The 19,302-nt window shown below is 48.1% G+C and carries 13 protein-coding genes and 3 pseudogenes; 11 read left to right on the top strand and 5 right to left on the bottom strand.

Going from position 1 to position 19,302, the window contains the following annotated elements; genetic code table 11:
- Window positions 1–44 precede the first annotated feature (44 nt).
- Together ACAN56_RS01865 and ACAN56_RS01860 are read left to right on the top strand one after the other, a co-directional pair.
- Entirely contained in the window at window positions 45–4,820 is a 4,776-nt protein-coding gene (locus ACAN56_RS01865) for an S-layer homology domain-containing protein (RefSeq protein WP_379140054.1), read from the top strand.
- Between the two features lie 393 nt (window positions 4,821–5,213).
- Window positions 5,214–6,434, top strand: a complete 1,221-nt coding sequence (locus ACAN56_RS01860; RefSeq protein WP_379140052.1) for an aminotransferase class I/II-fold pyridoxal phosphate-dependent enzyme — start codon at window positions 5,214–5,216, stop codon at window positions 6,432–6,434.
- Between the two features lie 13 nt (window positions 6,435–6,447).
- On the opposite strand, the gene ACAN56_RS01855 is transcribed toward ACAN56_RS01860, so the two are convergent.
- On the bottom strand, window positions 6,448–7,767 hold the full coding sequence (locus ACAN56_RS01855; RefSeq protein ID WP_379140050.1) for an outer membrane protein assembly factor BamB family protein: 1,320 nt from the start codon (window positions 7,765–7,767) through the stop codon (window positions 6,448–6,450).
- A gap of 175 nt (window positions 7,768–7,942) precedes the next feature.
- Here ACAN56_RS01855 and ACAN56_RS01850 point away from each other — a divergent pair, with 175 nt between their 5' ends.
- The gene (locus ACAN56_RS01850; protein ID WP_052092128.1) at window positions 7,943–8,299 is read left to right on the top strand and encodes a hypothetical protein; all 357 of its coding nucleotides are present in this window, start codon (window positions 7,943–7,945) and stop codon (window positions 8,297–8,299) included.
- Window positions 8,300–8,494: 195 nt separating this feature from the next.
- Here ACAN56_RS01850 and ACAN56_RS01845 read toward each other — a convergent pair whose 3' ends face one another.
- Window positions 8,495–9,445 (bottom strand): alpha/beta hydrolase, encoded by a 951-nt coding sequence (locus ACAN56_RS01845; protein WP_379140047.1) that lies wholly within the window; start codon window positions 9,443–9,445, stop codon window positions 8,495–8,497.
- Window positions 9,446–9,628: 183 nt separating this feature from the next.
- Here ACAN56_RS01845 and ACAN56_RS01840 point away from each other — a divergent pair, with 183 nt between their 5' ends.
- The gene (locus ACAN56_RS01840) at window positions 9,629–10,168 is read left to right on the top strand and encodes an RNA polymerase sigma factor (protein WP_379140045.1); all 540 of its coding nucleotides are present in this window, start codon (window positions 9,629–9,631) and stop codon (window positions 10,166–10,168) included.
- On the top strand, window positions 10,165–11,541 hold the full coding sequence (locus ACAN56_RS01835) for a DUF4179 domain-containing protein (RefSeq protein WP_379140043.1): 1,377 nt from the start codon (window positions 10,165–10,167) through the stop codon (window positions 11,539–11,541). The genes ACAN56_RS01840 and ACAN56_RS01835 overlap by 4 nt, the downstream gene beginning before the upstream one ends.
- A 114-nt stretch (window positions 11,542–11,655) precedes the next feature.
- Here ACAN56_RS01835 and ACAN56_RS01830 read toward each other — a convergent pair whose 3' ends face one another.
- Window positions 11,656–12,951: an APC family permease gene (locus tag ACAN56_RS01830; RefSeq protein WP_379140041.1), complete on the bottom strand. Its 1,296-nt coding sequence runs from the start codon at window positions 12,949–12,951 to the stop codon at window positions 11,656–11,658.
- A gap of 141 nt (window positions 12,952–13,092) precedes the next feature.
- Between ACAN56_RS01830 and ACAN56_RS01825 the strand changes: the two genes are divergently transcribed.
- The 6 genes and pseudogenes from ACAN56_RS01825 to ACAN56_RS01800 all read left to right on the top strand — a co-directional run bounded on the left by ACAN56_RS01825 (window position 13,093) and on the right by ACAN56_RS01800 (window position 18,213).
- Window positions 13,093–14,022 (top strand): LysR family transcriptional regulator, encoded by a 930-nt coding sequence (locus ACAN56_RS01825; RefSeq protein WP_038592742.1) that lies wholly within the window; start codon window positions 13,093–13,095, stop codon window positions 14,020–14,022.
- Between the two features lie 30 nt (window positions 14,023–14,052).
- Window positions 14,053–14,982, top strand: a complete 930-nt coding sequence (locus ACAN56_RS01820) for a tyrosine-type recombinase/integrase (RefSeq protein ID WP_379140039.1) — start codon at window positions 14,053–14,055, stop codon at window positions 14,980–14,982.
- Window positions 14,967–15,332, top strand: a pseudogene (locus ACAN56_RS01815) (VOC family protein); the annotation flags it as partial. The gene ACAN56_RS01820 and the pseudogene ACAN56_RS01815, both read left to right, overlap by 16 nt.
- A gap of 414 nt (window positions 15,333–15,746) precedes the next feature.
- Window positions 15,747–16,178, top strand: coding sequence for a hypothetical protein (locus tag ACAN56_RS01810; protein ID WP_379140037.1), 432 nt, complete (start codon window positions 15,747–15,749; stop codon window positions 16,176–16,178).
- A gap of 84 nt (window positions 16,179–16,262) precedes the next feature.
- Window positions 16,263–17,374: pseudogene (locus ACAN56_RS01805) on the top strand (IS630 family transposase).
- 146 nt (window positions 17,375–17,520) lie between these two features.
- On the top strand, window positions 17,521–18,213 hold the full coding sequence (locus ACAN56_RS01800; RefSeq protein WP_379140035.1) for an alpha/beta hydrolase: 693 nt from the start codon (window positions 17,521–17,523) through the stop codon (window positions 18,211–18,213).
- Between the two features lie 80 nt (window positions 18,214–18,293).
- Here ACAN56_RS01800 and ACAN56_RS01795 read toward each other — a convergent pair whose 3' ends face one another.
- Window positions 18,294–18,656 (bottom strand): DUF3852 domain-containing protein, encoded by a 363-nt coding sequence (locus ACAN56_RS01795; RefSeq protein WP_231578283.1) that lies wholly within the window; start codon window positions 18,654–18,656, stop codon window positions 18,294–18,296.
- Window positions 18,657–18,759: 103 nt separating this feature from the next.
- Window positions 18,760–18,990: pseudogene (gene tnpA / locus ACAN56_RS01790) on the bottom strand (IS200/IS605 family transposase); the annotation flags it as partial.
- Between the last annotated feature and the right edge of the window lie 312 nt (window positions 18,991–19,302).

Raw genomic sequence — 19,302 nt, 5'->3', positions numbered from 1 at the left:
GCAATTCAATGTAACGTATACAAAAAACAAGGGGAGATGGAAAAGTGAGAGTGAAGGGAAATAGATGGTGCAGGAGCCTGCTGATAGTTCTGCTCTCTGCGGCAATGCTGGTGCAGGGCTTCGGGAGGAGCCAGAGCAGCGCGGCAGGATTGGAAGCTGAGGGAACCTGGATATATGAAGGCGATAGGGAAATTGCTGCAAAAGCTGCCCTTCCGGAAATAGCCTATAACAGCAAGGGTGAACTGTACATTAAATATCTCGCTGCTTATAAAAGCGGAAACGGCATTCCTTCCATTCAAAAGTATGACGGAGTGAAATGGATGACGCTTCCTACTCCGCCGGAGGCAATCCCGATGCCGGCGGCTTCGGTGACCACCTCCTTCGTAATCGACAATGATATACCTTATTTGGCATATAGGGGAGATAAGAATGAACTGCATGTGAGCAAGTTGGCGGAAGAGGGATGGGAGAGTCTCGGAGGGCCTGTCTTTGTCAGTGAAAGCACCACGCTTGACCATATTTCCTTAACGATAGTAGATGGAACCCCATATGTGGCGTATTCGGGAGTCGTTAAGGGTGAAAAAGTGTGGCAGATCAAAAAATACATTGCAGGAGCATGGACGTTGATACCCAGTCCTGAGGGAAGTCATCCGAGCGGTGATGCCCCTTTTGCAATAGACGACGACGGTATTTTATATGTAGGCTATATTTCAAGCAACAGTGCACAGAGAGCAACTGTGAAGAAATACAATCCGGACCGCAAGGAATGGGAACGGATCGGCAACCAGAATTTCACTGGTGGAGCGCTTAGCCTGCCTAAATTAATCGTTGAAGGCGGGATATTATATTTCGGATATGTAGACAGTTCCGCCAACGGCAACAGGCTGACAGTTATGGAGCATTCAGCGGGTGAAATATTGGGAGATTGGACGAAGGCTGGAAATGAGGTTTCCGAGAATAGAGTAAGCTCATATACCTTATCTGCGGATGCCGGAAAGGTGTATGCCGTGTATCGGGATTATACTGAACCCTACACCGTATCTGCCAAAAGCTTAAGCAAGCTCCTAGATGGGAGCTACACCTGGGATAAGCTTGGAGAATCATTATCCGTAACAGTTCAGAGTCTATCCGATATGACAGTCAGGGATGGAGTACCATATGTCAGCTACGTAGAAGACGGCAAGACCGGGTCCATATCCATCATCAAATACAGCGATGCCGATTTCAAACTCTGGGGTCAAGTGCGGGATTCGGCAGTTCAACTGGAGTGGGACGCAGCAGAAAAGGCTACCGGATACATTATTTTTAAAGACGGGGTACAATTCAGCTCTGTCGGCAGAGAAGGACGAAGTGATGTGATTCCGAAGCTTGAAAATAATACATCCTACCGGTTTATGATCCGTACAGTGGATGGACGTTATTCCAATGAAATCAAGATAACACCGTTGGCCTTGCCGCCAACTGCTCCACTGCATGTGCAGGTTACTTCGGTCAATAATGCACAAGTGAACATTAGCTGGGATCCGGTTACTGCCGCTACTGGAGCAGATGCAACGGGTTACTACATTTACCAGCGTGATGCGGAAGTCAGCAGTTATCCGGATACACCGGCTGCTGTAGTTACCGGGAATAGCTCCACCGCCTATACATTGACCGAAGGATTGAGCAGTGGCAAGACAGTCTACTTCAAGGTGAGAGCTTTTAATGAGAATGGGGTTAGCGATGAAGCCGAATCTGCAGAGGTCAACGCTACGCCGGGTCTCAACGTATGGGAATCTCTGGGGACCGTTTCCAGCTCTGCCACTATGGACAACTCTTTGATCGTAAATGACGGCACACCTTTTTTGGCCATCGTAGTGAATGGAAAAGTGTCCGTCAAAAAACACACGCCCACCGGTTGGGAGTATGTTGGAAGCCCAGGATTTCTGGAAGGCGGCGTTGGATATACTTCGCTGGCTTTCTTTCATAACGTGCCGTATGTCGCATCTACCGATATCCATAACAGTGTTACGGTCATGAAGTATACAGGAAAGGGTGCAACCAAATGGGAGCCCGTTGGAGGGAGAAGCATCGTCGACAAGCTGGTTGATAATGTAGCTCTGGCTATTGATAAGAACGGTATACCTTTTGTTGCTTTTAACGTCCAGCCTGCCCATGGCCAAGAGCCGGGTGCGATGGTAATGAGATATAGCGGTGAAGGCGACACTGGCTGGGAGCTTGTCGGGGACGGAATCATATCCGTAGGTGCGGCAGGAACCTATGTATCATTATTTGTAGACGGAATCACGCCTTATGTCGCTTTCCGTGATAATAACGCCAACCGGGGAACTGTCATGATGTATGATGGCGGCCAGTGGGTAGCTTTAGGCGGACGCGGGTTTACCAAGAACATGACAACTGCGAAAGCCGTCAAGTGGACATCGGTATTTGTGTACGAGGGAACGCCATATCTGGCTTTTCGGGATGTGGGGCCGAATCTGGTCAAATTTAACGGGCGGAACTGGGATTATGTCGGCAGCAAAAATTTTGAAGGGAATCCTGATAACGACCTGAATTATACCCGTCTTTTTATAGATCAGGGCATACCCTATATCTTGTTCAGGTCAGCGGAAAATGGCGGAAAAGCCATTGTAATGAAATATACCGGCAAAGGAGATACCGGCTGGGAATTTGTCGGGAACAAAAGTTTTTCCAAAGGAGCGGTGGATCATACCTCGCTATACGTGGAAGACGGCATTGTCTATGCTGCATTCACGGATATGGCACAGTCAGGAGGGGATTACAGGACGGTTGTGATGCGGTTCGATGACAGTGGTTCGGCTCCGGCAGTACCGCTGAATGTTACAGCAAGCGCGCGGGATCGCGGGGTTGAACTGAACTGGTCTGCCTCTCCCAATGCGGATCATTATAATATTTATTTGCGTACCGCAGGGGAGGGCTACGGTGCACCGGCAGGCGTTGCAACAAGCACCTATTTATCAGTGAAGGAGCTTGCCAATGACACCACCTATTATGTAACAGTGACCTCGGCCAGCGAAACGGCTGGAGAGAGCGGGAAATCGATGGAGGTTGCGGTGACACCGTTTGACACTGCGGCTCCTCCGCTTGTGACTCCGATTGAAGTTAGTCCGGGAGGTGCACCCGGCAGAGCTCTGGTCAAAACTGCAGTTTATGATGAAGTCTATCATGAGTTAAAGCGAATCGTTTCTGTGGAGCCTTTGGATACCCCGGACATTGTGCTTGACCGTGTACCTGCTGAAGCGGTTCCGGTTTCCGCCCTGCCTTTCGAGTTAGCCGATGTGGAAGCTGGAATGTATATCGCAATTTATGAGACGGACGAAAAGGGGACAATCTTCCGTTTCAGCTCAAAGCTGCTGCAGCGGGGAGAGGTAGCACCATATCCCATCCCGATGCTCAAATTGGATATTGTACCCGGCAAAACGCAGGGCACGGCCACGGTACAAACGACGACCTATGATCCGCTCAACAGTATAGCTGTTCAAGTGTCAGCCGATGCTATAGCAGTTCCGGTTAAAGGAGATTTCCTGCCTGCCGGAGTACTCAGCTACAAGCCGGGGGAAGATATCGCTGTTGCAGCGGGTTCGTATATTGCAGTCTATGAAATCAATAAAAGCCGGCAAATTAACGGTTTTGCCCAGGCTAAGGTTTCGGCTGGGCAGATTTATACAGCTCCACCTGCTGGTAACAATCCCGAGTTCCAGAGTGCTGTTGTCCCTCCAGCCGCAAAGCCGGATCTGCTTAAAGTAGATGAGGCATGGGCACTCAAGGAATTGAACAATGCTGAAGCCGCTGTATTAAGTATAGATCTTAAAGATGTTGATAGTTCTGCAACTGGCGCTATATCTGTATGGTTTCCGCAATCTGTCATCCGCATGGCGGTTCAGCTTGGTAAACCACTGCAAATTCTTGACCGGGGTTCGAAATGGACGATAGCCGCGCAGCAGTTATTGTCGGCCGAAGCGGAAGAGGTCACGCTGACATTTACCCAAAAGACAGCGGTAGATCAGCCTGCAAATACAGAAGGCCGTATTCTGTATACTATTACTTCGTCGGTTAAAAATCTTGATCCGTTGGATAAGAACTCCTTTGCTCTGAACGCACAAATATCGGTTTCTGGTGGAGAAAGTGATCCGGACAAGCTCGTGATTTACGTGCAGGATGAACAGGGGAACTGGCGGTATCTTGACAGCAAAATTACGGGTGGAAGCATAGAATTCCAGCCGGCTCAATGGGGAGCTTATCTGCTGACGAAATCCACCAAGACCTTTGGAGATCTGAACTCTCACTGGGCCCGGCATGCCATTGAAGTGATGGCTGCCCGAAATATCGCGACTGGAACAGACGAAGGTTTATTTGCTCCGAATCAGATATTGACCCGTGCAGAGTTCGCGGTGATGCTGGACCGACTGTTGAATCTTAAAATGGAAGCAGCCGTGTTCAAGGATGTCCCTGAAGACGCATGGTACGCGGTGGGAGTAAATGCCGCTGCCGCAGCTGGAATTATAGGAGGAGCCGGCGGGGTGTACCGGCCGCAGGATTCCCTTTCGCGGCAGGAAATGGCTGTGATGATTATGCGCGCATATCATTTGAGCAACGCAGGCGCGGCAGTAACTGGCGCGACCCCGGCATTTCATGACGCCGGGCGAATGGGAACCTGGGCACAGCAAGCCGTGAATGAAGCGGCAGCACTCGGCATCATTGAAGGCCAACCCGGGGGGATGTTTAAACCGGATGGGAAGACAACACGTGCCGAAGGGATGACGGTATTATACCGGTTATTGAAACTGCCAGCGAAGTAAAGCTGATCTTCAATAAACAGGAGAGCACAAGGTGAATACGTAATCACACGCAGCCGCCAATCATTCTGGCGGCTGTTTATCACTTAGTCAAGATTCTAAGCTATGGAGAAAGAGCTTATTGTCTGGATTGTGAAAACCACAGTAGAATGGCCCAAATTTGCCCTGAAAAAACAGCGTATAACATAAATTATACGCTGTTTCATCTGAGATCCATTTTAATAGGTTCATCTAACCATGTGGTTGTGCCGATTTGAGGGCTTGTTGTGTAATAATAAGGAACTAAAACTATAATATGGTTATAATTGTTTACGCCCTTCTGATGTGAGCTTTGTGTAAAACCGGGTGAAAGAAATCATGCTATACTAATTGGAAAAACAGCTGGGGGTTTTGATTTTGACATACAGCAGTTCTAAACGGGGATGGCGATCGGATAAACTATCGTATTTGGGTTCATCCATATTCTCGGAGGTATCCGAATGGAAAGCAGAAGCACGGAGGTCGGGCATCGAGGTCATCGACCTTGGGATCGGCAGTCCGGATCAGGCACCTGCTCTTGAGATTCGCCAAGCGTTAAGTGATGCAGTTCTCAGAGAGAACAGTTATTCTTATCCCGCTTCCAAGGGAAGCGACTTGTTCCGCAAGCAAGCGGCAGCCTGGATGAAATGGCGGTTTGATGTTGAAGTGGATGATGAGGAAGAGCTGGTAGCGCTGATGGGTTCACAGGACGGGCTGGCCCATCTTGCTTTGTCCATTTGCAATCCCGGAGATTTGGCGATTGTCCCTGATCCGGGTTATCCGATTTATTCCGGTTCACTGGCGATTGCAGGGGTCAAGGCCTGGCAACTCCCTTTGCTGGAGCAAAATGACTTTCTGCCTGATCTGGACAGCATTCCTGATGAGATATGGCAGCAGGCGGTTTTTATCCTGCTCAGCTTTCCCGGCAATCCGATTGCGGTTACGGCCGATTTGGCTTACATGGAGAAACTGATTGCATTAGCCCGGAAATGGGAGGTGCTGGTTATTCATGATTTGGCGTATTCGGAGATGGGGTTTGACGGCTACCGTCCGTTAAGTATCCTGCAAGTACCTGGAGCACTAGAGACGGCGGTTGAATTTCATTCGTTCTCCAAGAGCTTTAATATGGCCGGATGCCGCGTTGGTTTTATGACCGGCAACCGCCAAGCTGTCGGCGCACTCCGTGAACTGAAGAGTAATGTGGACTATGGGGTATTTAATCCGGTACAGGAGGCTGCGGCATTTGCGCTGGAGCTGGCGATGGCTGGAGGGGATAAACTGGAGGTAGCCCCGCTTTATGAGCATCGGCGCGATGTGTTTATTGAAGCTTTGTCCTTGGAAGGCTGGTCTGTTACTAAGCCTAAAGCAACAATGTTTGTTTGGGCACGGCTTCCGGAGGCTTGGGGAACTCCAGGTGAAGTTGGCCGATCACGCAAGTTCGCTCAAGAGCTGCTGCTGAAGACTGGTGTTGCTGTAATCCCGGGGGATGCTTTTGGATCACAGGGAGAAGGGTTCGTCAGAATCGCGCTGGTTGAAGAAGAAAAGCGGCTCCTGGAAGCTGCCCGGAGAATCGGGGAGTTTCTTCACAGGAACCGCTAAACGTAAAGATCTTTTACTGCAATTCTTTAGGCAGGGCTACGGCCAGCAATTTATGTTCTGTCGGGATCAGTGCGATTCCCTTTTCGATCGTAACATTGCCAAAATAGTGGTAGCCGGCTCCGGTTTTGATAATCCCGGATAAGGCTCCGGTATCTGCATGATTAATGGAGAGGTACCCGTTCTCGTAAATAGTGAATACAGCCTTGCCGACCCGCTGCAGCAGTTCAACCTTGCTTGCCGGATTGTCGAACGTCACAACACGGTCATTCTCAAGATTGACTCCGGTGATTTGGGTTCCTTTTTGAAAGAATGCCATTCCGTTTGTAGGACCGGCCAGCCATCTGCCATAGCTTTCGTAGCTTTTTGTTGCTGTATCTTTGCTCTGGCCGCGTGTAAACCGTGTTAGCGTATATTCATCCTTATCAAGATTCCCAGCCGCCGTGTAGATATAAGAATTCTGAATGGAAGTGTAGTAATTGCTCATTCTGTCGATGTCATTCAGAGGCTGGTAGTCTTCTTGGCCTGATATTTTGCCTGTTGCCGGGTCCAATTGGACCAGTGTTAATAGATGACCCGGAACGGGAGCGGCTTCAGCATCATATTGTTCTTTGACTTGTTTCTGCAGAACCAAATGTCCCTCCTGAACACCTACATAACCATATAAGCCCTCAGTTCTCCATAACTTCTTGCCGGTAGCAAGATCTAGCCCGTAAAATTGTGTGCGTGTATTATCGACGGTGCTGGAGACGACGAGTACGCCTTTATATTCTCCGTAAATGGTGCCTACATACATGGGGATATTCGTATTCTCCCATATTTTCTTGCCTGTTACCGGATGATAGGCAGCTACACCGCCGCTTTCATTGGAGAAATACACTTTTCCGTTAATCAGGCGGGCCTGTGCTCCGACTTCTATCGGTCGCTTTGACACTTTAACCTTCCACAGCAGCTTCCCCGTGTCAGCGGATACTTTTACGAGCTGTTCGTTATTATCGATAAAGAAGATGGAACTGTTCGTAAGGATCTGCGGCTCCCCGCCGTTTTTGTAGGACCATTTCACTTGGCCGGTAGCTATATTTTTGGCGTACAGTGTATTATTGGCGGTATAAAAGAGGATTCCATTTAAGATGGGCAGCTTGTCATACATGCCAATGCCATCTGTTGCGACAGACCACTTCAAAGGGAGAGAGGTGTCCTTGGCGGCTTTCACAGAAGTGGCGCTGGATGCTGCATAGGCGGTGTCTGTAGCCATTCCTTGCAACGTTAGGGTGGTACCGGATGATAATAGGGAAACAGCGAGAAGTGATGTGAGAATTGTTTTTACTTGTGGCAAAAGAGTCATCTCCTTGTGAATGTTCATATTAGTTAGACGTATTAATGCTTAATAAGTTTCTAAAATAAGGAAGTTGTTTATTGGTTAACATAATAATTAATATGTAATCTAATATTTCAACCAGTCCAGATTGGGGTAATAAGGGGCAACTAAAGATTTAATAGGAGGGCTCGTTATGGGATTCAATTTCGGAGGATTCGGTGAGAAAATACAAGGTCTGGTGGATACGGTTAAAGAAGGCGGAGTGGGCGAACTGCTGCAAAAGCTGCCACTAGATCAGCTGCCGCTGGATCAATTGATGGAGAAACTCCCTTTGGATCAGTTGTTATCGGGATCGTTTCTGCAACAGTTTACACCTTTTGAGTCACTGCAGGAGCTGCTGCAAAGCGGAGGTTTCTCTGCATCTTCGGCGGAAGATTTGAAATCCTTGCCCCAGGATCAGTTGAATGAGCATGTCAGTCATACGACTTCCTTCAGTTCGTTGAAGGACATGCTGGTCAAAGCGGCGGAATTTTACAGTCAGCGTAAATAACAATCGGAACTAACCCAGGCTACAGCTTCAGCGGATTTGTGCGGGAAGGCGGTTAAATATTTTAGGTGTAAAAATAACTGCTGAGCAGCTGCACACTTTATTGTAATTAAGCCGTGTTTAAGGCATCAGGCCAGCTTCGGAGTACACCCGAAGCTGGCCTGATTTCACGTTACATATATTTTGTTACTTTAAGCACTATTGCCGCAGCCACGCTGTTGCCAAGAGCAGTGCTCCCTTGTTGGCATTCGTATCCGCGAGCGCATTCAGCATGACAAAGTCATGGATGATGCCTTGAAACCGGGCCGCTGTTACCGGGACGCCCGCTTCACGCAGTTTGGCGGCATAGGCTTCGCCTTCGTCCCGCAGCACATCGGCTTCTCCTGTAATAATCAGGGCTTCCGGCAAACCGCTGAGCTGCTCCAGGCTGGCCCGCAGCGGGGAAGCGGTAATCTGAGCCCGTTCCTGCGGATCTGTTGTATATTGATCCCAGAACCATTTCATCCCTTCACGCTGAAGGAAATAACCTTCGGCGAACTGGTGATACGATTCCGTATCGAATGAAGCATCGGTTACCGGATAGAACAGCAGCTGCTTGCTGATTGCCGGGCCTTTGCGTTCTTTGGCCATCAGCGTTATGGCCGCAGTCATATTACCTCCGACACTGTCCCCGGCTACAGTCAATCGGCCCCCGTCAAGACCATGTTCAGATCCATGCTTAGAGATCCATTCCAGCACCATATAAATTTCCTCAATCGCTGTAGGATACTTGGCTTCCGGAGACAGGCTGTATTCCGGGAAAACAACGGCCGCATTCGCGCCGGCCGCCAGTTCACGAATGAGCCGGTCATGAGTATGGCTGTTGCCGAATACCCAGCCGGCCCCGTGAATGTATAAGATAACAGGAAGTGTTGAAGCAGAAGAGTTAACCGGACGAACAATTCGGATCGGAACCTCACCTTTTGGTCCGCCGGGAACAGAGAGATCCTGGATATCGGCCTCCGGTTTTTTTATTTCACCGGACTGAACGGTATCCACCGTTTCTCGGCCCTTTTCAGGACCGAGGTCTGGAAGGAAAGGGGGCTTTGCATTGTCATCGGCAAATTTCTGCGCTGCCGGTTCGAGAACGATCTTTTTATTTTCGGGCATGTTTATCGTCTCCTTTAATGAAATATGGGTTCTATCTCTCTTCAATCCATAACCGTATGCGACCTTCCTGAAACGAAACGCGTTGCAGCCCCCGTTAACCTCCCTAAAAACTTTTAGCCCAAAAGCGAACGGTTTGCTAGGGATAAAGCGTATATTCATTGACTAACCGGGGAGGAAGAACGATTGAAAGACTATCCGATTACTGAACAGCAGGCCAGGGAAATGTTCGAAGAGCATTCCGCATACGTCTATGGCATTGCGCTTATGATTACCAAACAGCGGGCACTGGCGGATGATATTACTCAGGAGACGTTTTTGCGTGCTTTTGCCAAGCATCATCTGTACCACTCGTCAAAGCCGCTGCGGCCTTGGCTGTATCGCATAACAGTCAATATAGCACGTACGATGCTGCGTAAGAAAACCTGGTCGCAGCTATTCGCCGGAACGCCGTCGTTAGATGCAGCGGATGATTCTGCTGAAAGCATTGCCCTGCAGAGTGAAAGTGACCAGCTGCTGTGGACGGCGGTAAGCCGCTTGTCCCAGAAACAGCGTGAAGTCGTTACCCTTCATTATTATGCCGCACTTCCACTGCCGGAAACCGCCTCAGTATTAGGCATACCACTGGGAACCTGCAAATCAAGGCTGCATGCCGCGCTGGAGAAACTGAGGCAATACTGCGAACTGGAGCCTGAGCTGCATACCTTAAAGGAGGGGCTGAAATGAGATTTTATTATTCCCGTGAGGATGAGGGCCCTGGAAATGTGTCCGCTGGTTTACAGCAGGAGGCCACACAGCTGCTGCAGGCGAACAAGCCCTCCATCCAGTTCGAAGATATCTGGGATCGCCATAATGCCGGTATAGCAGGAGCTTCTGTGGGACAACGGGCTTTTTCACCTTTCCTCAAATGGAGTATAGGGATCGGGGCAGCCCTAATAGTAGCTTCTGGTTTAGTGATAGGAGCGGGATTTATATCCCCGAAAGTGGCTGAGGCGCTGCGCAGCATTCCATTTCTGGAGTATCTTTATGATAAAGGTGTAGATACCACCGACCTGAGTCGGATTGACACTCACAACCTGACAGAATCAATCAATGTATCGAAAGAGGATCACGGGATTGTATTTAAGGTAGTTAATATTTATTATGACGGGATTCAGCTGGTGCTGAATTATGAAGTGGAATTTCCTGAATCCTCACCTAAGCTCACACAGGAACAAGCCGCCGTATATTACGAGCTCAGCTTTGCTGGAATTAATCCTTCATCCATTTATACCCAAGACTTTACAATTACCGGTGAGCATACGTTTGTCGGGACTACTCGGCTGAATTTTGGGAACGAGGACCTGCCGGAACAGCTGAAACTTAAGATGGCTGTTGATTGCATCGGCACTACAAGAGGAAATTGGGATATTACACTCCTATTAGACAAAAAGAAGAGTAAAGAGATGACACAAATAATATACCCTGAAGGTATAGGTTTCACTTATGGCAAAGAAGAATACACCGTCCAGAAATTGACCCTCGGACCGGTAACGTCACAGGTTGTGGTCAAAAAACAGAATCCCTATTACCAGTTCAACGCTAAACTTGAGGATGATATAGGCACAATGTACGGTGATCAGGGCGGTGACGGGGCAACGCCAGATTATTATTATTTTAACTTTTCCCCGCTTACAGAGCTGAATCCCAAACCGGAATATGTGACTTTAAAACTCACAGAGCCGGTCCATAATGAAGACATTGTACAGACGGAGGAGCGTAAGCAGCTTAATGGCGTATATCCTTTGGTTCTTCATGGCAATCACGGTGGAAAGGTAACGATCACTAATATTCAATATGAAGAGAAGCAGACGGTCGTCACGTATGAAACGAGTCAACCGGACAGCCAGGATACCTGGCTTACCATTGAGAATGAAGAAGGGGAAATTAAATCTTCCAGAGGACAGCCAGTCCGGATCAGCAGAGATTCGCTTACGTTCCAGTTGACCTTCCCACCGCTTAAAAAGAGTGATAAACTCCAAGTTGTTGCTCATCCTTTCCGTTATTTGGATAACGTGCAGCAGTTTGAATTACGGATTCCCCTCAAGTGGAACGAGTAGAACTATCCGGGTAGTACAAGACTAATAGATGTTCTTTCAAAAGAAAACAGGCCGCATCCTCCTTGCCTAGCAGAGAGGGTGCGGCCTGCTCTATTTAAGGGGCCAGCTCGCCGACTAACGATGTTCCAGTGTCTGAGAGTAATCACTGCCGGAGCTGCGTTTATTGCACAACACGGTGACGACGATAAAGACGATCGTAATCAGCAGCGGATACAGTATTGCCCACCCGGTAAACGGAAACACCGCCAGTGTGGCGATAAAAGATATCCAGCTGATCATTACTCCAAGCCTGTTGCCTTTGAGCAGCCGGATTCCGGCAGCACAGCCTCCAATGTATGTCAGGATGAAAGTGGCATTGGGGAACTGGATCAGCGTGGTGATGGAGAGCAGGCCACTGCCGTAAAGAAGCAGTACTGCAGCAAAACAAAGCAACAAGAAACCAATAGCCCCAGTGGGCGTCTTGTACCGGCTGGACAGGCGTCCCATCCACTTGGGAGCATAGCCCTGACGGGACAAGGCAAAGGCCACCCGTGATGCAGCGCTGGAGTAGGCGATAATCGTCGCGGTGCAGATGAACAGGCCGGTAAGCCCGGCGATGAAGCCGCCCCATGCGCCAAGCGGCTGGCTGATGATCCAGACGAGCGAGGAATCGGCGCCTCCACGGAGGTAGCTTTGCGTTCCAACTGTAGCAAGCGCGGATAGAAAATAGAGCACACCAACGATAACAGCGGCGATGGTGACCCCTTTAACGGCAGCGCGCTGCGGGTCCTTGAACTCCTCGGAAAGATGGGAGACTGCCTCCCAGCCGATGAAACACCAGAAAAGAATAGCTGCCGCCTGTCCGATGCTCATCCAGCCATGGGGAACAAAAGGCGTGAAATGTGTGCTTTCCATGCGGGGGAGTGACGTGGCAAACGAGAACACCAGCACAGCAATGATTGCGATAACGACGGCAATTTGTACCTTGCCTGCGACCTGCATGCCTATCCAGTTCGTGATGAGGCCAATAGCCAGCATCGCGGCGGCAATAGTGATTCGTGCTCCATCCCCCCAGCCCATAGCGGCAGTCATGTACCCGGCTCCGGTCAGCGCAGCGACAGGGCCGCCGATGGGCACCGACATCAGAAAAAACCAGCCCACCAAAGCTCCGGCCTTGGGCCCGAAGGCCAACGTGACGAAATGGGACACACCTCCGGCATTTGGGAATTTAGCGGAGAGGAGACCCATCGACAAAGCCAGAGGCAATATCATTAGGGTCATGAATCCCCAGGCCAACAGGGAGGCCGGACCGGCCATTTCCGCGGCTAGTCCGGGTACGATTAATACACCTGAACCTAGCACGGCTCCAATGTATAGAGCGATAGCTTGCGGCATACCGATGTTTCGTTGCAGTGTAGGAGTTTCCTTCATTAATATAATCCCGCTTTCCTTTTACCTTGTATTTAGTTATAGAGTATCAGATAATGTATCCATAGGAAAAACGGAAAGTTTGAATGTTATCCATTTGAAAAACCGATGATACATTCTCCGGGGAAGGTTGATGATAGGCATATGGAATCGCGGCATTTATTTACGTTTCTAGTCGTTGTTGAGGTAGGCAGTTTTACCCGTGCTGCTCAAAAGCTGGACTATGCCCAGTCCAGTATTACTGCGCAGATTCAAGCGCTGGAGGCAGAGCTGGGCCAGCCTTTGTTTGACCGCATCAGCAAAAAAATCATCCTGACCGATGCCGGCCGCCGTCTGCTGCCTTATGCGCAGGAAATTCACCGGATGCATTCGCTGGCCCAGAATGCCCTGAGTGCAGAGAATGAGGTATCGGGAGTCCTGCGGATTGGTGCGCCGGAATCGCTGGCTGCTTTTCGACTGCCTGGTATCATTAAGGAATTCCGAGGACAATATCCGCAGGTTCAAATTACACTGAAGCCAGGCGTTTGCTGGGAGCTGGCTGAATCCGTCCGCTCCGGTGAGCTGGATTTGGCCTTTCTGCTGCAGCCGGAGGCGGAGTTTAAAGACTTGTGCAGTGAAACATTGATTCATGAAGAGATGACACTCATTGCACCGCCGGATCATCCTTTGCTGCAGCAGGAGAGTGTCGAGCCGCAGCACCTTAAGAATGAAACTATCCTCTTTACAGAGACAGGTTGTACCTACCGGATCTTATTTGAGCGTCATTTGAACAGCCAAGGAGTGTTTCCCGATCCCAAGCTGGAATTTTGGAGTATCGAGGCGATCAAGCAGTGTGTAATGTCCGGCCTCGGCATTTCTTTCCTTCCGCTGATTTCGGTGAGAAGCGAACTAGCAGACGGCAAGCTGGCCCGGCTCAACTGGAATGATGAATCGCAGCGGGTCGCAACGCAGACTGTCTACCATCAAAAAAAATGGAAATCGCCAGCCCTTCATGAATTTTTGCTGACGGTAGAGAAACATGCAGTTAAGTGGAGAAATACAAATAAAGGTGTATTAAATTCTGTGGTACAATAGGTTGTCGAAATCATGGGGAGGAGGACCTACATGAACGAACTGGGGACTGACTATGAAGAAGAGCTTGAGGCTTTTCTGATCTGGATGAAAGATGCCGGATTTACGGCGTACACGCAGAAATCCTATCTAGCCGATGTGCGGGAGTTTCTTGGGAGTCTGAATGGCAGAAGTCTGGAATCCGTTAAGAAACTTCAGGTAGTGTCCTATCTGACCTCGGTCCGCGAACGCGGGGTAAGTGATGCGACGCGTAACCGCAAGCATGCCTCGGTAAATTGCTTGTTTAAGGCACTCATCGAGCTGGAAATGCTGACAAGCAATCCGGCAGCCGGGATCAAAAAATCCAAAACCGAAAAAAACCGTGAGCCGGTCTATCTGGATGAAGTGGATCTGCAGCGGTTTTTGTCTGCAGTAGAAGGCAAATACCGTAGCCGAAATTTGGCCGTTTTCTTACTGATGTCCTATATGGGGCTGCGGGTGGGGGAAGTCCATACGCTGAATTTGAGTGATTATAATGCAGAACGGCGTACACTGCGTGTATTTGGCAAAGGACGCAAATGGCGCAATGTACCGGTGCCGGAGGATGTCGCCCCTTTTCTGCAGCAAGCCTTGAACGAACGTCTCACCCCTTGGCTTAGCAAAGAGGAGGCGATGTTTATCTCTCAGAAAGGACGCAGACTCTCGATACGGGGAATACAGGGCATAGCTGCAGACACCTTTAGCCGTTTTCAGCAGGAAGTGCCGATCGTTCACCGCCGGCCGTACTCCAGCCATAAGCTGCGTCACTCCTTTGCCACGATGCTGCTGCGCAAGGGGGCCGGTTTGCGTACCGTACAGGAGCTGCTGGGACATTCGTCCATCCAGACTACAACGGTGTATACGCATATTACAAGCCGGGAGAAGGAAGAAGCCATGTCCAGACTGCAGGTTCAGCTTGAGCCGTATTACATACAGAAAAACTGAATTTTACAGTCAATGAGGATACCTATAAGCCTGAACAAGACAAACGGTGGGTTGTTATTTCCCCGCCTGGTTCAACCGGGACAACGATATTGCTCGCGAGAGCATCCAAATCTGAACAAGAACCGTTTATCGGCAACCAGGCTGGAGGCAGGGTGTTTCTGTTTTTGAACACGGATGATTTTTGGAGAGATTATCAGGAAATGAATGCAAAGGGGATTGAATTTGTAAGGGAGCCGCAAGAACAATCGTACGGAACAGTTGCTGTCTTTAAGGATTTATACGGAAATCTTTGGGATCTGTTGGAGCTGAAGGAGGACCATCCGATTTCTAAAAGAATGATTGTAAGGTAGAGCGCATGCAAGTACGGTACATAGCTGGAATTTTAGTCGAATGCAATCGGCATCGCTTATCTGCTTGAAAAAATCAACACTGATCTTTAGATTGTGCCGAAACTATATACCTATAATTGGTGTAATATGGAATCATTACATAGAATGAGGTGTTTTTAACTTGAAGAAAATTGCAACTGTATTTTTGGCGACCTCTCTACTATGCTCTTCTGTGGTGTTTGCTGAGCCAACCTCTAGTTCTAAAAAAGACAGAGGTTACAACAACTCAAAGGTTGTCTAGCAAAACAATAAAAGGGAATATTTTCAACCTATCCGACCAACAGATGAAAAATGCAATAAAAATTGGATTAGGGGGTAAAGAGACATACTTTAAGTATTCTAAGAGTCAATCCTTCCCTATTCTATGATGATAAAATGAAATTCTTGCAACCAGTGACAACACTTGTCACTCCGTATTCTTTGATTGCGAGTGAGGCCTATTTTGCTGCTGATGAATACAAAGAATTTACTTTAGCAGATGCAAAAGATATTACAAAGATGTTTGCACAGATTGATGTGCTATCATTTAGAGTTATAGCATTTGGTGATGACATTGATTTTGCAAACTCCCTCAACATTGTTTTAAAACAGGGTTCAAAAATTTATCAGCCACTAGAAATTGTTGGATTAAACGAATCGGCAGATCATACCTCTTCTTGGCCTGATTCACCAGCTTATAAAAAATTATTAATTGCAGATTTTGATATCAACAAAATTGATTTCAGTAAGCCAGCAGAATTAATTTATCTTTATACTGGTAAAGAGTTTTCAGTAACTTATAAAGTTGATTTTTCGAAAATCAAATAAATATACTAGTGCTCCATCCGGCGGAAAAATGTAGTGAGAGTTCTGCGTGTTGGTGGTATAATTATCCAAACATAAGCGGAGGTTATACCGATGCCGCGATATATCGTTACACTGACAGAGGAAGAGCGCGATGACTTGCAGAAACTCGTACAGAAAGGTGGAAAAGGCTACCGCATCAAGCATGCACAAATTTTGCTGAAGCTGGACCAACGCCCGGAAAACACAGAGTGGACGTATAATCGCATTCAAAGTGCATACAGCGAGACACATACCACGTATAGCGAAACGCTTTGTATTTGAGGGACTGGAAGCTGAGTTAGGCAGAAAGAAACAAGAAAACCATCATCGCAAGGTAACGGGTGAGATCGAAGCGAGAATTTGTGCCATCGCCTGCTCCGCGCCACCGGATGGGCGTTCGCGCTGGACGATACAAGCCATCGCGGATGAACTCATTCGGCTGGAGGTGGTCGAATATATAACCGACAGCACCGTTTGCGAATTTATGAAAAAAACGAGATTAAACCGTGGCTCGTCAAGGAATGGTGCATTCCAGAAGCCAGTGCAGAATTTGTAGCCAAAATGGAGGATGTACTGGACGTCTATCAGCGTCCCTATGATCCCAAGCGTCCGGTTGTTTGCATCGATGAAACCAATAAGCAACTGATCAAAGAAACCCGAATTTCCTGTGCGTCGGGTCAGCCTGAAAAGTGGATTCGGAGTATGAGCGTAACGGCGTTGCCGATGTCTTTATGATCTTTGAACCGCTTGCGGGCAAACGTGAAACCATCGTCACCACAACCCGGACAGCTGTAGATTTCGCCCAGGTGCTCAAGTATACATCGGATGTCCTATACCCGCATGCCAAGAAAGTGGTCCTGATCACCGACAATCTCAATACGCATTCGACTGCCTCGCTCTATAAGGCATTTTCACCGGAGGAAGCTCACCGTATTGCGAATCGGTTTGAATGGCATCATACGCCAAAACATGGGAGCTGGCTGGATATGGCGGAAATTGAAATTGGCATTATGTCGCGGCAGGCCCTGGAAAAACCACTTCCTGATATGGAAAGTTTCAAAAAACAAGTAAGTACTTGGACACAGCAACGCAACGCAGCAGGCTCGAAAGTAAACTGGCAGTTCACCACTCAAGACGCGAGAATCAAGTTGAAACGCTTATATCCAACTATTCTTTAATTACTAGCCGGATAGAGCACTAGTCTGTTTATATTTTGCGGCTTATTTCTTTTAAATAAAAGGTCGAGAAAGGAGAATTAAAAAGATCATGCAACTTAACAATCAGAAATCTATGGAGGGTAATGCCTCAACAGTCGGAGGTATCTATGAAAATTCAAAATATAAAAATTGGCAACATCCCATCCATTATTTGGGGTGATAGATCAGACAAGGTATATGTCCATGTTCATGGCAAAATGTCATGCAAAGAACATGCTAGAGATTTTGCTGAAATCGCTGTGAAAAAAGGATATCAAACGCTAAGTTTCGATTTGCCTGAACACGGGGAACGAAAGGACAGTAGTTATCGTTGTGACATTTGGAATGGCATTAATGACCTTACTCTAATTGGAGACTATGCCTTTTCAAATTGGGATCATGTTTCTTTGTTTGGGTGCAGTTTGGGAGCGTATTTCAGTTTGAATGCTTACACAAATAGTAATTTTGTCAATTGTCTGTTCCAATCACCTGTATTAAACATGGAATATCTAATTAAACAGATGTTTAATTGGTTTGGTGTGACAGAAGAACAACTACGCATACAAAAAGAGATTGTAACCTCTGTTGATTTGCTGCGTTGGGATTATTATAAGTTTGTAAAGGAACATCCGGTTAAAAAATGGAATATTCCAACTTCAATCCTTTACGGCAGAAAAGACAGTATGCAATCTCTGGAAATTGTTAAGGACTTTGCGAAATCACATGATTGCAAGTTGGAAATCTCTCAAAATAGTGATCATCCTTTTATGCAAAAAGAGGATGTAAAGATAGTTCATGCATGGCTTGAAGAAAACATATGAGACTATGAGCATAATACGGATTTGAAATCCTAATTAAAACAGACCGAATCCTTGACTATAAGAATTCGATCTGTTTTTTGCTACATCCCCAAAATCCCCCAAATGTACAGAGGCGCCGTCAGCATAAACACGAGGCAGGCGAACAGGATAGCGGGCGCCGCCCACTCAAACTGTCCGTGCTTCCGGTAATCAAAATAGTCCGTCCCCAGCTTGACGAAGAAAAACACCGCCAGGATCAGGTCGATGGCCGGAAACACCACTTTATTGACGACGGATTTGATCTGGGCCGAGGCATCGTTCCAGGTGCTTTCAATGGCTCCGGACACATCTCCGGACGGAGCAGCATACGCTGCCACGCAGAAGCACAGCAAACCCAGCAGCACCAGCGTTCCAGCAATACCAGCCATTTTCGTTTTGCTTTCATCGGGATTTCCTCCCTCCAAGTCACAGAACCACCCGTTCAACGGGTGGCTTGATCAAAATATCCTCTTGCCCACAGGTGTCTGCCGCTCCCTTGCTTCATTTCTGGAAAGCGATCAAACACCATCAGTGCGCTTTGCCTTTGAGATATCCCATAAATTCGGATACGCTCAATTTCGGTGGTATCTTCACGTACATATGCACATGATCCGCACTGATGCTCCCTTTTACCAGTTCTACGTTCTTGTACTCACATAACGTCCTTAGAATTTCCCCAACTTCTTTCCTGATCTCCTTGAAGAAGACTTTTCGACGAAATTTTGGGATGAATATGATAGGACAACTACAATCCCACCGGGTGTGGGTAGACTGCTACCACCCATGGGTAGCGTCCCCCTTTGCTTGAGAATTTGGCTGGCGAAACCATTTCTCAGTATAGCAAACGGGGACTTTCTTTCATCATGCCTCACGGTACTTCCTGTTCAGTTCTCCCAGGCATAGCCTGGGGCTTAATATTTGAGTTAGGCAGAAAGAAACAAGAAAACCATCATCGTAAGGTAACGGGTGAGATCGAAGCGAGAATTTGTGCCATCGCCTGCTCCGCGCCACCGGATGGGCGTTCGCGCTGGACGATACAAAGCCATCGCGGATGAACTCATTCGGCTGGAG

The organism is Paenibacillus paludis (genome assembly GCF_042610515.1).
GTDB lineage: Bacteria > Bacillota > Bacilli > Paenibacillales > Paenibacillaceae > Paenibacillus_AQ.
The sequence above is the reverse complement of the archived record's forward strand: the minus strand, read 5'-3'. Positions and strand labels throughout refer to the sequence as shown.

Coding starts and splice junctions, on each gene's coding strand:
- ACAN56_RS01850 (WP_052092128.1), top strand. CDS start 7,943: ATGGGATTCAATTTCGGAGGATTCGGTGAGAAAATACAAGGTCTGGTG.
- ACAN56_RS01845 (WP_379140047.1), bottom strand. CDS start 9,445: ATGCCCGAAAATAAAAAGATCGTTCTCGAACCGGCAGCGCAGAAATTT.
- ACAN56_RS01835 (WP_379140043.1), top strand. CDS start 10,165: ATGAGATTTTATTATTCCCGTGAGGATGAGGGCCCTGGAAATGTGTCC.
- ACAN56_RS01830 (WP_379140041.1), bottom strand. CDS start 12,951: ATGAAGGAAACTCCTACACTGCAACGAAACATCGGTATGCCGCAAGCT.
- ACAN56_RS01825 (WP_038592742.1), top strand. CDS start 13,093: ATGGAATCGCGGCATTTATTTACGTTTCTAGTCGTTGTTGAGGTAGGC.
- ACAN56_RS01820 (WP_379140039.1), top strand. CDS start 14,053: ATGAACGAACTGGGGACTGACTATGAAGAAGAGCTTGAGGCTTTTCTG.
- ACAN56_RS01810 (WP_379140037.1), top strand. CDS start 15,747: ATGAAATTCTTGCAACCAGTGACAACACTTGTCACTCCGTATTCTTTG.
- ACAN56_RS01800 (WP_379140035.1), top strand. CDS start 17,521: ATGAAAATTCAAAATATAAAAATTGGCAACATCCCATCCATTATTTGG.